Source organism: Niallia sp. FSL W8-0954 (assembly GCF_038005605.1).
Taxonomy (GTDB): Bacteria; Bacillota; Bacilli; order Bacillales; family Cytobacillaceae; genus Niallia; species Niallia circulans_A.
Genome location: NZ_JBBOTN010000001.1, coordinates 4,192,391 through 4,208,371 on the forward strand (window position 1 = coordinate 4,192,391; position 15,981 = coordinate 4,208,371).

Consider the following 15,981-nt stretch of genomic DNA (forward strand, 5'->3'; position numbering starts at 1 on the left):
TATTCCTCTTTTCTTTAAATTTATAATGACTTTCCTTCAGAGCCTGCCAGTTCAATATAATATTTAACTAAGTCTTTTCCAGCCTTAATCGTTTGATGAATAACATCAAAATAATCTATTTCGTTTCCAACCATGTTTTTTTTTATACTATTTATCTGTGCTTTAAAAAAATCAGAGCCTACATTAATCTTATTAATACCTAATGAAATAGACTTTCTAATGTTTTCTTCTCCACATCCAGATCCTCCATGGAGTACAAGCGGGATACCAGTTTCTCCTTTAATTTTTTCTAAAATATCAAATCGAAAAGCTGGAATATAACCATCTGGATAATCCCCGTGACTAGAGCCATAAGAAATAGCTAGCGCGTCTATCCCTGTTTCTTTTGCATATCTAATGGATAAATCAGGATTCGTATACATTTCATCATCTGTCATCTGGTTCCTAGAAACAGAACCAATATTACCAATTTCCCCTTCGACGCTCGCATCATAGCTTTGCGCAAATTCTACCATTTCTTTCGTTATTCTTATATTCTCGTCAATTGGATAACGAGAAGCATCCATCATTACACTAGAAAATCCATCTCTTAAGCATCTCTTCACGAATCCAACATCCTGCCCATGGTCTAAATTAATGGCAACTTCTACACTTGCTGCATTTGCCATTTCTATAATTGGCCTTGTTAATAACTTACTTCCAAAATGCTGCATTAAATGATCTTGTAATAAATCTACAATGATAGGTGCTCTCAATTCTTGTGCTGCTTCAATCACTGCCTTAGCTGTTTCTAGGTTAAAGCAATTGATTGCCATTACCGCATATTTCCCTTGGTTGGCACGTGCAAGCATTCCCTTCATCGAAACATACATTCTAAGTCCCCTCCTTTATTGACTTACTCTAGCAAAATAAGCGTTCTTTCCTTCAGGTTAAAATGTAATCTTCACATCTGATAAATCTACTTCTTCCTCTTCACTCGATGTTTCTTCTATTTCTGCAGCTGGTTCCTTCTTCCATAAGAACAGCATAACTCCGGTAATGAGTGACCCGATAAGTAATGCCACACAAAAGAGAATTGGATGTGTCATCGCAGGTACAATAAACATTCCTCCTGATGGAACCGGAGATCCTACCCCCCACATCATAGAGAACCCTCCTCCGACGGCTGCTCCAATAGTGCATGAAGCAACAACTCTTACAATATCTACTGCTGCAATCGGGATAACGCCTTCTGTAATCATGCATATTCCCATCGGTAGAGCTATTTTGATGTTATCTTCTTCCGATTTTGTATATCGTTTCTTCTGAAATAATTTAGAAAGTCCCCAAGAAATGGCTACACCAAATGGGGGAACCATTGATGCCAATATTTTCACAGCTTCTGGCTCGTATATGCCCTCTAATAGCAAACCATCCGCAAACAAGGAAGCTACTTTATTAACAGGTCCGCCAAAATCAAATGCTGCCATTCCCCCTAATATTGCTCCAAAAACAAATCTCATCGATCCCTGCATACTTGTTAGAAAAGAAGTTAGCCCTTCTGTTGCCCATACAATCGGAAGGCCAAGTACAAAAAACATAAGTAATCCGATAAATAAACTAGATATTAAAGGAATAATCATCATTGGCATTAAGCCTTCTGCCCACTTTGGTACTTTTAAATTTTTTCTTAAAAATAAAACAAAGTAACCAACAATAAAACCACCTAGCATCCCACCCAAAAAACCTGCTCCAATGGCATTTGCTATCAATCCCATTAATAGCCCTGGAGCAATACCTGGACGATCTGCTATCGAATATGCTATTGCTCCTGAAATAACAGGAGCTAATAACCCCATTCCAAGTACTCCTAATGAAACAAGTGCTGAGGGAATATCAAAGGAAGCTTTATAATCTTCAATGACCGAACCACCTGTAAGATTCCCAATTGCAATTAAAAGTCCTGATGCCACAACAAGTGGCAACATATAACTAATGGCTGTTAAAGCATGCTTTTTTACTTGCATTTTCTTCAACATCTAGTAGACCCCCTCACTGTTTATTTAGTTCAGCGTCAATCTTTTGGTAAAGCTGTTTCGGTGCCTTTATAGCAATATGTGTAGGTATCTCAACAATTTTCTTCCCAGCAAAACGTTCTTTTCCACTAACCTTGATATCTGCAGCAATTATGACCAAATCAGCTTCCTCTATTTCCTTAGTTGTTAACTCATCCTCAATCCCAATAGTTCCTTGTGTCTCGATTCGAACTTTATGTCCCAACTCTTGACCCGCTTTAATCAATTTTTCTTTCGCAATATACGTATGAGCAATACCAGATGTACAAGCTGAAATCCCCACAATATTCATCATGATTCCCTCCAAATTGATAAGTTTTTAACAACATTCCCTTTAATCGTTTTTCGTTAATAGCTTTAAAAATTCTTTCTTTGTCTGCAGTGTTTGGAACTTACTAATTGTTTCTTCATCTGCTAATAAGACAGCCACCTTTTGTAATAATTTAATATGGATAGTGGTTTTATCCGTGTCTTTAACTGCAAATAAGATAATAATATTGATAGGATTTCCATCAAGCGATTCCCATTCTACAAATGATTTGGTTCTTCCAATTGCAATAGATGTCTTTTGTACATGCTTTGATTTACCATGGGGGATAGCTACCCCCTTTTCCAATCCAGTAATACCTTCTTCTTCTCGATACATCACATCCTTTATAAATCCTTCTTTATTCGATATACAACCGTTTTCATATAAGAGGTCGGTTAACTCATTCAGTACTTCTTCCTTTGTAGTTCCTTGTAAATTTAACTCGATAAGATCTTCTGTTACAACCTTATGAAAATCTAACTCTTCTATTTTCATGTCCACTTTAAACTCTCCTACCTCTCTATTTTTTCACCGATAATACTCTGCTGATTGTAGTAGTCCTTAATAAATTGATCTATCTTAAACTTATCCTCTTGATTTAAAATAGGACTCACAAGAATAGTAGGCTTATCAATGATACTATGTGTTTTCACAGTAGAAATAACTAATTCTACATCTTCATAATCTGTCTGTTTTATTCGTTGCTGGGCAATTATTTTCTTTATGTGGATATCAGGAAAAGTTCTTCTTATTTTTTCACTTAATAAATGCGAAGTGCCAATACCACTTGTACATTCAATCAATATAGGAATCTGATTAGCAAAATGATCATCATACGAAATTTGAAAATACAAAGTAATATAGCCAATTTCTTCATCGGTTATATACTTTTCATAATGTCCTTCTTCTACTAATTGTTGAATGCTTGTCTTCACTAAGCCAAATATATGGGAAAAATTAGTTGCTATCGATTTTATGATTGGATTAACTATATAGATTCGATGGCTTAATCGATATAACATTGCATGCATATGCAATGTTAGCCTTTCTAATAATTCATCATCTGTATCGAAGCGATATCCGCTATTTTCTGTCACTCTTGCTATTAACCTCTTTGTTAAAAGAACAACCTGAGCATTTTGATATAGCTCAGTACCTTGGTTTAATAAAAATCGTGAATTAAGTTTATACGCTTTCAAAATATAATAAAGAGAATAAATATCATATTGTTTTAACGAAAGAGAAAACTGATTTTCGATTTCCTCAATCATATCTTTACAAATACAATAAATAGCGGAATTTCCATCTATTTCTTCGTACACTACTTCTTCTTCATCTAATGAAAGCTTATTATTATGTTTTTCTATTATCGAAAGAAGAGAGCAGAATAAGGTTAAATAATAGGGCTGATCTAAGCTTAGATCATGCTTCACTTGGATATCATGCAGCAGCCTCTTAATTTTTATTAAATGATTATTTTTTACTTTTACTTTTTTGATAGAATCAGGAATATCATATTGACTAAAAGGGTCTCCCATTTGAGTTAAGTAATTCTCAATAATTACGGCCATCAAACGATAAATAGATAGTTTATCTCCCTTAATAAAGGTTCCTTCCTTTGTCCTTAATAGTCTTAAATGATAGGACCTTAATTCCTTTTCAATATGTTTAAAATCATTGAGAATAGAGCTCTGACTTACGATGTACTTTTCCGATATTTTTTGAATGGAGGTCTTACCGGGTGCAATGGCTAAAAGATATAATAGTAAATTCAAACGTCGTTCGTCAGGATAATCAAATATAATCGTTTCCTTTTCTAAAGGTTCTTTATGGTTCTGGAAGTAATAACCAAAGTTTTCTTTTTTTATTATCCTAAACGGCATTGAATTCGAATCAACTATTTGTTGGATATCTCTATATATTGTCTTCTTAGAAACTTTAAGTGATTGTGCTAACTCTGCAGCTGTCACATACCGTTTCTCCCTTCGTAAGATAGTAAGAATCATCTGATGACGCTCATTTATGACTTGACTCACAAAATCCTTCACCTCTTTTCTTCTTTCTATGGTAATATCTTATCCGACTGAAAGCGGATACACAATTACAAAATAATGCTGATTGTTATGTCCCTATTAAAGTGAGCACTCCTTATTTCTGATTTTCCGGCTGTGTTAAGAACTTGGGATTTTACAATAAAAGCTTTTTCCTTTCTTTTTGAAATAGCCGTCATAAAGACAAAAAAAAAGCACAATAGCTGTCCTATTGCACTTTTCTTCTTTGTCTATTATTCTCTTTATAATAAGTAAGTTACCACTAACAATATCGTTCCAACGATAAAGCAATAATAAGCAAAATATTTTAAATTTCCTTTTTCCATTATCCCCATTAGCCATTTCATAGAAAAATAAGTAAAAACAAGGGACGTCATAAAAGCAATGAAATAAGGCCATGCCAAAGTTTTCATATCTGGGCTGTTAATCATATCCGTTACTCCAAGAATAGCTCCTCCAACACTTACCGGAATATAAAGCATAAAGGAAAAACGCAGTGCCGTACTTTGTTTCATCCCCAATGCAATGGACGCTATAACAGTGGAACCTGAGCGGCTGATACCTGGTATAAGTGCAATCACTTGAGCACACCCAACAATTAGAGCATCTCGCCAAGATAAATCCCCATCTCTTTTTACACCACGCATATTTCGAATGATCCATAAAGCTATACCTGTAATTAGTAGTGTAATGGAAACAGTATAAAAAGAGGTGAAATAATCAGCAATATAATCGCCAAACAGTACGCCGATCACACCAGCTGGAATGGTTCCAATAATAACATACAGGGAGAATCGAAAATCAGCTCGATACCTTTCCTTTCGCGTTTTTAGATACAAAAAGCTATGTGTTATTAATTGCTTGATATCCTTTCGGTAAATGAAGACAATCGCAATTAATGAAGCTGTATTTGTAATAATCTCGAACGATAAGCCTCTCTGTTCAATTCCTAGGAGCCTTTGGCCAATAATTAAATGGCCACTTGAGGAAATTGGAATCGGCTCGGTAATACCTTGGATGGCTCCTAAAATAAAGTACTTTACCATTAATAAAAAATCATGCAAATCCACTACTTAACCTCCAACTTATCTACTTTTTTCCTAGTATACGGGAAAGTGAGATGGAAATATAGGGGATCAATTTGTTCTATCTCTTATTCTACCAAAATGTAATCGCTTTAAAACCTTTTATATTCGGAAAACAGATATTTTTTTAGATAAAATCTACTTTACATCTAACTTCGTAAAAAAAGCATAAGGCTCTCCCCTTATGCTCTTACTTTAATATTTTAAAATCATAAGAATAAATAGAAGTTCCTTTTACGGATGATAAGATGTCATCTAATCCCGCAATTGTTTTCTCTTCTACCTTCTCACCATTTTCCAAAGAGTAGCTCTCCAGATAATACTTCTCTTTTTGCGAACCGTCATATCTTAATGCAAATAAATAATCCCCTGCAAAATATACTTCTTCATTATGACAAGCTCCGTTCTGCGGAAAATCCTCCAGCAGAAATTTATTCTGTTCCTTTCCATCTTTACTTACCGCAACAACTTCTCCTAATCCGTTAACATAGAAAAAAACATCCCTCCATAAATAAGCTGCATTTTTAGAATTCATGGAATCAGCTGCAGGATCATTGGCAACATATCCTGAATTTAACTCTACTTTTGTTTGTTCCAACGTTACCTTATTAAGGAGAAATAAAACAGTATTTTGGCTCTTATCTTTAGTTATCTCTGAGAGTAAAACATAATAATGGAGTTCGTCACTTAAGATAGGAGCCAATGCTGAATACTCATATCCTTTTTCCAATTCCAAACCCTTAATGTCATTTATTTCTAATTGGTTATTTTCCAAAGACGCTTTCCTTAAGACATATTCCTTTTCTTCTTCATCATTGGTCAAAATGAGAATTTCATCCTTAGTGTAACCCGAAGCCATTATAGAATAAGGGAGATTTCCACCCTTAAACCCTTTTTGATTTCCCCAATAAATATGGGATATATCCCTTTCTTTATCATTACTAGAACGATAAATAGAGAAAAAGACATCCTGTTTCTCCAAATAGCCTGTTCGTTCTCCGTTTTGTTGGTATTCCAGATCGATTACCGCATTCTTTTCTCCAATCAACCTTATAGTATTTTTATCCTCTAGCAACAGCTGATGGTTATTTAGCGCCATGCTTCCAAATTCTAAACCACCCATTTGAAAACCACTCGCTTTTCCTTTATCATCAATAAAAACAGCGTAACTAATTCCTTCATTATTCCTATCTTGATTAGTTGTTGTGGAGAAATAGACAACTGCCTCTTTATCATGTAGAAAATCTGGCTGATTAAGCTCTTCCATCGTAAGGTTATTTTCTGAATGGCCAATTTTAGTAGTGACAGTAATCATTAGAACGATAATTAGAAATAGAGCTATACCAAATTTCGTTTTCATACTATCCTCCTAAAGTAAAAAGGCGGTATGCTAATAGTGCAAACTCGCCTTATAATCACTGATTTCCCACTATGAAATTAACGAATCTCTGAAACTATCTGTGGCATATAACCACTGAACGAAAATATAAGGAGGCAGCAATAATTTTCTCTCTTGGTGTTCGGATAACAACTCAGCAATCGCAATGGTAGATTCCACGCCTCCATGCAATGATAAAAAATAATTCAGCTTTTTCATCACCTTAATTAACTTATCCAATGTCTCTTTATCTTTTCTTAACAGTTTATATGATATCCCTAAATCTGATTTTATTCCAAGCTGCTTTTGATGAACTTCTATTTCTTGATATTGATTATCGGCAAGCTGATCAAGTTGCACAAAGATTTCATTTTCGGCATCCAACTTATAAACACCATTATGAGGTATTCCTGTCACAACATCTGGATTTAATTTAATAATTAGAGGAGAGATATCATTAATAAACTCTGGTTCAAACTTATCAAACACCTCAAACAATACTTGAGCAAGCGTATTTTTATGAAAAAGTGAATTTATTGTGTTCAATTTTTCTTTTTGATGTTTTTCAATCGAACAAGCAACGATATGAGAAGTTGATGGCTGTAAATAATCACGATTCATTTGATCTTGATAAGTTACAAATATCCGTTGCATCAACTGATTATTCATCTCCACCATTTACAATTCACTCCGTGGTTACCTTAATAATACTCAACGGACCAGGTTGTGCCTCAGCCTCTGCAAATGCTTTATCTAAATTAGTCCCTAAAGTTAAGATTACAAGAGCTAGAATAGCGAAAACTACTTTTTTCAATATAAACAACTCCTTTTTCATAATGTTTTATTACTATTAATTTAACTCAAAGGAATTGTTTAGTGAAAGCAGTAAAATTCTATTAAATTTTCTAGTATTTAAATAGTTTTTTTCTTTAACTATTTAACAAACTAGCTATCATAATGGTATTTCTTTATTAGTTTTCGTAATCAATTGCTTTCATTAATAGATCAGCTGCCTTTTTATAGGCTTTTTTTTCATAAAAATGACTTCCAAGTTCTTTCGTAATTCTTCGAATTAATGCACCTTGATTTAATTGCATAGCTGTATCAAGAAGTTTCTGCATTCCCTTTTCATACGAACTTTCATTTCCCTGCAACTTTTTCACCGAAAACTTTATAATATTAAGTAGAATATAATCATACTTTAACCGGTGTTTTTCTGAAATGAAAATTGCCTTTTCTAAATATTTATCTACTAGAACCCAATCCTTTAACTCTATATAAATCTCTACTAATCTTTTTAAAGGATAAACATTTTGTTGTTCTGAAGAATGATTTTCAAATATCTCTATGCTTTTTAAATAATAGGTAACAGCCCCCTGATAATCTCTTTTCCTTTCAAAGATTCTCCCCATGTTATGTTGAATCATAGCAATATAATTTACAAACTTCTCACTCTCTTTATCCTCCACTATAATCGCTTCCGCCTTTTTCAAGCAATCCATCGAAGTATCTAATTCATTATTCAATTGATATTGTACTCCAAGAGTAATTAATACAGTAATAATGTATTTTTTCTCTCCATATTTTTTAAAAATTTCATAAGCCTTTTGTGAATAATAAAGACTTACTTCTTGATTATCATATGTTCTTTGTTTAACCAAGCTGAGATTATAATATAGTTTCGCTGCATCTAAATTATCTCGATCAATTAGTAAGCTTTCTGCTTTTGAATAATAGTGATTTGCACGCTCAAAATCTTGGAAGTAATAAAAGTAGTTACCACATGCTAAAAAATAGTAAAAATATTCTCCCTCTAATCCATCACTTATTTCTCCAGAAATAAACCTTTTAGATAAATTAAAAATACTCCTAGCCTGCTCTATTTCTCCTTTGGCCGTATAATATCTCAACAGAACACCATAAAGATGCAAATTAATTTTAGTAGAATTTAATTCATATGTCTGAACAAGCAGATAAGAAAGATCTTCATCCGATATTTTTTCACTTTGCTTATAGTTTTCTACAATCTGTAATATCTTTTCATCTCTATTCGGACTACTCAATTCTGTTAAATCATAACCCAGTCTTTTGGACACTTTTCTTAAAAATTCTGCCGATGGATTGATTTGCCCATTTTCAATCCGGCTTAAATAAGTGATAGAACAAATCCCTTCCGTTAATTCCTTTTGCGTCAGCTGTTTATGGATACGTAGTTGCCTTATTCTTTCACCAACCATTATTTCTCCCTTCTCTCTTGTTATTTCCATTTCTCCGTATTGATATTACAATTATAGCGCTAATGTACCATTTATTAGAAAATATATGAGAAAATTCACCAATTTTTTTCTAATAACAGGAGTACTTCGACATATTTTTCATCCATAGAAAAAAACAATAAAAAACTTGGCCTTATATAAATAGGCCAAGCTCTCTTTATTTACTTATCGTTTTTTAATATTGCTCATAATAAATCCACTCTTCGGCAATGTTGGCATCTCATTTAAGTCATAATGTAAATCTTGATTTGGTACATTATAGTCCATTTTCGTTGCGAGAGTTCGCAAAACAACCTTCATTAATTCGACTGTAACTCCTTCTCCGGGACATCGATGTCCTTTTGCTGGATCTCCACCGCCATGGGGAATAAAATCATACAATCCTCCTTGCCAATTTTCAAATCGACTTGGATTAAATTGATTTGGATTTTCCCATAAACGTGCATCATGATTAGTTCCATAAATATCTAATAAGACTAAAGTTCCTTCTTTAAATTCTTGGTTCTTCCACATAAAATTAGTTCGGACACGAGCTCCAAGAAAAGGGCCAAACGGATAATATCGCCTTACTTCATGGACAAACATATCGAGATGTCGGTCATCAGCTGTGCGAAGCTTTTCTCTTTCTTCTTTATATTCATGGAAAGCTAAAGCAGAAAATGTAATGAAAGTGGCAATCGCAACGATTGGTCTTAGCACATTTATTAACTCAATTGCCGCCATTTCCGCATCAAGCCTTGCTCCATCGATTTTCTTATAAAAAGCCATTTCATGTAAGGCAGTTCCTTGTTCTGTTTCCAGTTTGCCCTCACGAACTACTTCGATCACTTGTTTAATCCACCGCTCAGCTCGATTACGAGCTATTCTGCCTTTCCAGTGCTCGGGGCCCAAGGTGCCAAATGCGTACACCATCGCAATAAAATCATCAGCACGCTCTGATATTTCTTCTTCCGCGAGAGGTACTCCTGCCCATTGACAGGCAACTTTACATAAAATATTCTTTATTTCATCAAATAAAACAATTTGATCCCGTTGTTCCCACTGTTTTATTGCTTCTTCCAAATAGACTGTTGTAAGATTCGCCAGCTTTTGTTGATGTTCAGGAGTCAACAAGGACATAAATAGAAGTTTTCTGTGAAGATGTTTTTCATCATCCATCGTTTGAACCGCATTCTTTCCAAATAATGTTTGCTGAATCCGATTAGGGGCCGCTCCATTGCGCTGAAATTTCTCGGAGTCGTAGAAAATCTTTACAGCCTCTTCTCCTCTTATACATATCACATCTTGTCCTAATAAACGTACTGTGAATATATCAGAATTAAATTTATCCATTCTGTTATTAATAAAAAGATATCCTTCCTTTAATAAGGAAATGGTTTTATCTAATCCTTTTTCTGAAGGTACGATTGAATTGGTCGGCATCTCTGACTCTCCTTTCTAAACTCCATCATCATTCACAGAGGAAAAACAAGTATTCTGCTTCTTATTACTTTGATTTTTTCCCTTTAGTCAAAAAAATAATCCCAATACTGACGGCAGCAGCAGCTGTAAGAATAGGATGCTTGCTCATTTTCACGTACATACTTCGAGAACGAATCCATCCCTGATTAGTTCCTCTTTCATGTAAACCATATCCTGGCTGATATAAATTACTGTTTTCACGATTGTTAGATGGTTGATCTTTATATTGAGTGGGTGGAATCCATTTCTCCATTAACTTGTCTGTAAATCGTGGTAATAATGTACCTAATAGATTTAATAATTTTGCTTGAGAACCAACATACATATCTCTCATTGGATTTTCTGCCGCATATAATATTGCCTCTGCTACAGCGTCAGGAGGATAAATCATTCCTTTATGAGTGGGCTGCTTATCCAAATAACTTCTAGCATGTTCAGCATATGGCGTATCTATTCTTCCGGGATGAATCAAAGTAATAGATACAGGAATTTGTTCCTTTTCCGCTTCCATTCGAATGCTTTCAGTCCAGCCATGGACAGCGAATTTCGAAGGTGCATATGTCGACTGGATAAGTGTTCCTCTATCCCCGAACAGGCTCCCTATATTAATTAGAGCACCAGCATTCCCTCGCTCTTTGAAATGGTTAATCGCAATCCTTGTACCGTAGACAACACCCCAATAGTTAGTATCATGCATTCGTTTCATGTCCTCAATGCTTACATCCATGGCATATCCGTATATCGTCACTCCTGCATTATTAACCCAAGTATCAAATCCCCCGAATGTTTCTTGCGCTGTCTCGGCAATTTTTTTAACGTCTTGTTCTTTTCCCACATCAGCCTTTACATAAACGACGGAAGCTCCTTGTTCTTTTAACTCAGCAGTCAGTTTTTCCAAGGCATTCTCATTTCGTGCTGCTAGCACAAGCTTTGCTCCTTTAGAAGCAGCCATTCTCGCTGTGACAAGTCCGATTCCACTAGAAGCTCCTGTAATTACGATGACTTGTTCATTGATTTCTTTTAATGTCCACTTGCCCGTTGAATCATCTAGTTTCTGAAACTTCCTATCTTTTAATTCCTTTAAGCTTTCTAAATGAAGTACTTTCTTATCATATTCTCTTTCCTTGCTGCTCATCATCATACCTCCCATATAATAGTAATAAGCTTAGTATTTAGTAATTCAGCAATAATAATCAGAAAAAGAATGGAAGTGACATATAGAAGATATACCCGTAAAAGCAATAAAAAAAGAATGAAAAATATCCCAAAAAGGATGCTTTCATTCTTTAGATTACTCTTTAGCCCATGGCTTCAGATAATATTTTTTTTCCTTTTTTCAGATGAACAAGGAGAGCTAGCATTGGAAAAGCCATCGCCAAAAGCAATGCCGTATTCGGACTGAATTGATAATAACTATAGCTTCCGATCCATGATCCAAACGCTCCTCCTAAGAAGAAAATGGTCATATATAACCCATTTAATCTATTTCGAATGGCCGGGTTTAAGCTAAAAATAACCTTTTGACCTAACAGCATATTTCCTGATACACCGATATCTAGTATAATCCCAGAGATTACAATAAGTGCAATACTTAAGATAGAATGATCTTTTACAAAAAATAAAAGAAAAATCGAAACAACTACTAGAACCATTGATACATTCGTCATGGAATAAATATATCCCTTATCCCCTAACTTTCCAATATATGGGGTTAACAATGCACCCGCAATGGCAACAAAGCCAAATAGGGCAATTTCGTTATTAGTAAAATGCAAGGACTCGGATCTTAATAAGATGGGCAAAACTGTCCAATACAAACTAAAGGTAGCAAAGATACAAGCATGGTAAAATGCCCTTTGTTGGAGAGGCTGCGTTTCTTTTAGGACACTTAACATCGAGCGCAATAAAGCAGGATACGTTATGCCAAGATTAGATTCTAATTCAAAATCTGGTAAAAATTTTAATAATAATAGCAAAATAGTAACTAATATAAGGCAAGAAAAAAGAAAGACCATCCGCCAACCAAGCCAGTCAGTAACGGCGATTGAAAATGGTCGCGCCACCATAATTCCAATAAAAAGCCCACTCATTACTTTACCGATATAATTCCCAGCTTGTTCTTTAGGGACAATTTTCATCGTTAATGGCACTAACATTTGAGCAGCACTTGCTCCAATCCCGATGAATGTAACAACAAATAAAAAGATCATCCCATTTGTCGAAAATAAAGCACCAATTAAAGAAAGAATGGTTAGCCCTATTAACAAGACAATGATTCGTTTACTTTTATAAAGATCTGCCAAGGGAACTAAGAAAAACAAGCCAGCACCATATCCAATTTGCGTTAAAGTCGTTAACAGCCCAGAGATATTTGAAGCAATATGTAAATCAGTAGAAATAAATTGAATAATCGGTTGGGTATAATATATATTAGCTACTACAGCTCCACAGCTTACCGCCAATAAAAAAATGAGAAAATTTGTTTTCGTGTTCATTACCAACACTCCTTTCACCAACCAAGATGATATATAATTATAACATAAGGACTATATCTGAAAATGTCTAAAACATTAATACTTGGCTAGTTGGTACTATATTTCATAACCCTATCCAAAGACAAGCTTTTTAAGAAACCTATATAAAAAAACAAGGAGTGTTCCCCCCCTTGTTTTTCACTGCTAAATTACTCCCATATAAATGTACAAATCTCCGCTTCGTTCATTTGATTGGAATCGAACATTTCTCCGTTCATTTCTTCCAATAAATTAGATTTCCTTGGGTATTTCCCATTATATTTCACCGTTAAAGGCTGTTTTTCGTCCGTTAAATTGTATCCTCGAAGAACTATTTCTTTGCTGTTTTCTCTCCGCTTAAATGCTGTTAGTCGAAAACCTTTTCCGTCCAATTGAATAAATTCATATATGGACGGATATGCACCTTTATGGATATCTGTTTGCACACTAGAAAAAGGAATTTGAAAGTTAATTGCTGCATGATAGGATTCCAGCTTGTTCGTGCTATCGTGAAATCCTACGGCAAATTTCACTGCTTGATTTCCTTGGCACTGAGCTTCTGGAGTTGGGAAGTAACCCCAATCTCCTAATTCCCCAACCGCTCGAAGCAAAGTAATGGCAATAGTATCTTCCATGATTTCATATTCATTCAGTCCATAATTCGCAACAGTCACCCCTCTATTCTCATCATGTAAATTAACGAATGCATGCTGATGCTGTGGGTTAGTTGGATTTTCCCAGTTGGAACTTACCTTATTTGCTCGCTTCACTACTTCGAAAATACTGTCTGCTTCATGCTCCTCTACATGAATGCCTGTTGGAAAGAGCACTCGTATGCGATGGTCCTTCATTTGGTTAGCAAATGATGTTTCGAATAAAAGCTGATTACTGTTTCGCTCTAATCTTATTTTTGTTTTCAGCTCCAATGTTTCCAGCTTGTTCGAACGACCTGCATGACGGCCTCGAAATTCAATTAGCCCTTTCTGCTCTTCCAATAACCTTTCATCTGCTGATTTTGGAATCAGCATTGTTTGTGTTAAAAGCACTTCTCCATATGCAAAAGTATCACCGATAACCTCCACCTCTGCTTTTCCTGCTGATGATAAAATGGGCTGATCTCCTTTTGGCATTTTGTAAATATACTCATTGCCAACATCGCCCGTATTCTCAAAAGTGAGGAAGTTTGTGTATATACTATTTGTTCCTTTATCCAAAACAGTCAATGTACCATTTTGTTCTATTTGCACCTTTAAATGGTTATTTTCTAAAAGATGCCCTTGCTGCTGAACAATTCTTTTGTGTTCTTGCTGCTGAGATTCTCCTTCTATCAACGCATAGGTTTGCCATGATAATGGACTCATTTCGTTTAATGGGAGCTCAACAGTCACATAAGCACCGATAAACGGCTGACGAAAACGATCCTCTGGAAGATCATATCCAAACCGGATATCTGTATAGATAACCCTTGCTGGAACTTCCACTCCCTCTTTATCGATTACTTTCATTGCTGGAAACTCTTCGGCTTTTAGCTTGCGATACAATTCATCTGGACGTCCGCTCGAAAAGGGAAGCCTTTTCCACTCTATCTCTATTTCAACCAAACCTGTTTTTGTACTGCCAGCAGTATTAAAGACAATAAAAGGGCGGCTTCCAGCTGGAAATTCACTCGTGTCAATTTGTTCTGCAAGCATAGTTAAAGCTTCTGTTTTTATAAATTGACCTACTTCCTCTGCTTTATGAAAGCGAGTCATCATTTCACGATGCACCTCATCCACACTGCAGCCGCAAATACTGTCATGGGGATGGTTTTGCATCAATTGTTTCCATGCAAACTGAAACATTTCATGGGGATATTTTCCGTCCTTTTGATAGGCCATTGCAGCCAATGGTTCCGCAATATTTTCTAACAATCTACTAACATCTGTATTTCTTTGTTTCAGATATACTCTAGAGGAAGCGGTATTTGCTAAAGTATACCAGCCATCTGTCTCCTGACTAGTTAATTCTCCTTTCACTGTATGTAAATTTTCAGGAATGTCTTGTTTTATTATTTTCATATACTCATCAAAACTACTATGAATGAAGGTTATGTCAGGATATAGATTATTGGCAGCTTCAATGGCAGCTGTAATATTCTTTTGAACTGGCTGATGATCACAGCCATTCATAAACAATAGATGATCTGTAGATGCATATTGAAGGGCATCCTTTAATTTCTGATCCCAAAATTGCTTTGCTTCCACTTCATCCACAGGAATTTCATTCCCATTACTATACCAATTGGCAAAAAGAATGCCTAAAACAGTGGATTTATCAGGGCCTTCCCACCACATTTCTGAATATGGTGAACTATATTGATCATCATTGATAACAATATTATTAAACCCCGTAGGTTTAACCCCGCGCCCAAACGCCGCCACATCCATACCAGACTGTTTAAGAATTTGTGGTGCCTGCCCCATATTCCCAAATGTATCTGGGAAATAGCCTAACTTAACTGGTGCTCCCCATTTTTGGCATTCTTGCAATCCAATTAAAATATTTCGTACATTTGCTTCACTACTAATTAAAAAATCATCTTGCAGAATATAGAAGGGACCAATTTTTAATTTTCCTTCTTGAATATATTTTTTAAGCTTCCATTCGTTTTGCGGCTTTATCTCCAAATAATCATCGAGAATAATTGTCTGCCCATCTAAATGAAAACTATTAAAATGAGGGTCTGTGTCAAACAACTCTAATAAATCATCAATGAGCTGAACCAATCGCATGCGATGCTGTTCAAAAGGCAAATACCATTCTCGATCCCAATGACTATGGGATACTATATACACTTTTTTCATCTTCAGCTAC

14 protein-coding genes are annotated in these 15,981 nt (G+C 35.2%); all 14 read right to left on the bottom strand.

The window, feature by feature from the left end:
• Positions 1 to 20: 20 nt before the first annotated feature.
• The gene (locus NX902_RS20555) at positions 21 to 872 is read right to left on the bottom strand and encodes a class II fructose-bisphosphate aldolase (RefSeq protein WP_123258299.1); all 852 of its coding nucleotides are present in this window, start codon (positions 870 to 872) and stop codon (positions 21 to 23) included.
• Positions 873 to 929: 57 nt separating this feature from the next.
• Positions 930 to 2,015, bottom strand: a complete 1,086-nt coding sequence (locus NX902_RS20560; protein WP_341123755.1) for a PTS fructose transporter subunit IIC — start codon at positions 2,013 to 2,015, stop codon at positions 930 to 932.
• 16 nt (positions 2,016 to 2,031) lie between these two features.
• Positions 2,032 to 2,346 (bottom strand): PTS fructose transporter subunit IIB, encoded by a 315-nt coding sequence (locus tag NX902_RS20565; RefSeq protein WP_047943848.1) that lies wholly within the window; start codon positions 2,344 to 2,346, stop codon positions 2,032 to 2,034.
• A 42-nt stretch (positions 2,347 to 2,388) separates the two neighbouring features.
• Positions 2,389 to 2,859 (bottom strand): PTS sugar transporter subunit IIA, encoded by a 471-nt coding sequence (locus tag NX902_RS20570; RefSeq protein WP_095329866.1) that lies wholly within the window; start codon positions 2,857 to 2,859, stop codon positions 2,389 to 2,391.
• A 17-nt stretch (positions 2,860 to 2,876) separates the two neighbouring features.
• On the bottom strand, positions 2,877 to 4,400 hold the full coding sequence (locus NX902_RS20575; protein ID WP_095329847.1) for a BglG family transcription antiterminator: 1,524 nt from the start codon (positions 4,398 to 4,400) through the stop codon (positions 2,877 to 2,879).
• 257 nt (positions 4,401 to 4,657) lie between these two features.
• Positions 4,658 to 5,461: an undecaprenyl-diphosphate phosphatase gene (locus tag NX902_RS20580; protein ID WP_217279731.1), complete on the bottom strand. Its 804-nt coding sequence runs from the start codon at positions 5,459 to 5,461 to the stop codon at positions 4,658 to 4,660.
• Between the two features lie 229 nt (positions 5,462 to 5,690).
• Entirely contained in the window at positions 5,691 to 6,860 is a 1,170-nt protein-coding gene (locus NX902_RS20585) for a hypothetical protein (RefSeq protein WP_163186495.1), read from the bottom strand.
• Between the two features lie 69 nt (positions 6,861 to 6,929).
• Positions 6,930 to 7,556: a hypothetical protein gene (locus NX902_RS20590; RefSeq protein ID WP_163186497.1), complete on the bottom strand. Its 627-nt coding sequence runs from the start codon at positions 7,554 to 7,556 to the stop codon at positions 6,930 to 6,932.
• Between the two features lie 7 nt (positions 7,557 to 7,563).
• Complete coding sequence (locus NX902_RS20595) at positions 7,564 to 7,692, bottom strand: hypothetical protein (RefSeq protein ID WP_268876242.1); 129 nt, start codon at positions 7,690 to 7,692, stop codon at positions 7,564 to 7,566.
• Positions 7,693 to 7,849: 157 nt separating this feature from the next.
• Positions 7,850 to 9,145 carry a helix-turn-helix domain-containing protein gene (locus tag NX902_RS20600; protein WP_163186499.1) on the bottom strand — a complete coding sequence of 432 codons (1,296 nt, stop codon included), beginning with the start codon at positions 9,143 to 9,145 and terminating at the stop codon, positions 7,850 to 7,852.
• Between the two features lie 174 nt (positions 9,146 to 9,319).
• Positions 9,320 to 10,576, bottom strand: a complete 1,257-nt coding sequence (locus tag NX902_RS20605; RefSeq protein ID WP_163186501.1) for a cytochrome P450 — start codon at positions 10,574 to 10,576, stop codon at positions 9,320 to 9,322.
• A gap of 64 nt (positions 10,577 to 10,640) precedes the next feature.
• Entirely contained in the window at positions 10,641 to 11,750 is a 1,110-nt protein-coding gene (locus NX902_RS20610; protein WP_095329841.1) for an SDR family oxidoreductase, read from the bottom strand.
• A 163-nt stretch (positions 11,751 to 11,913) separates the two neighbouring features.
• Entirely contained in the window at positions 11,914 to 13,110 is a 1,197-nt protein-coding gene (locus NX902_RS20615) for an MFS transporter (protein WP_163186503.1), read from the bottom strand.
• Positions 13,111 to 13,298: 188 nt separating this feature from the next.
• The gene (locus NX902_RS20620; protein ID WP_341160958.1) at positions 13,299 to 15,971 is read right to left on the bottom strand and encodes an alpha-mannosidase; all 2,673 of its coding nucleotides are present in this window, start codon (positions 15,969 to 15,971) and stop codon (positions 13,299 to 13,301) included.
• Between the last annotated feature and the right edge of the window lie 10 nt (positions 15,972 to 15,981).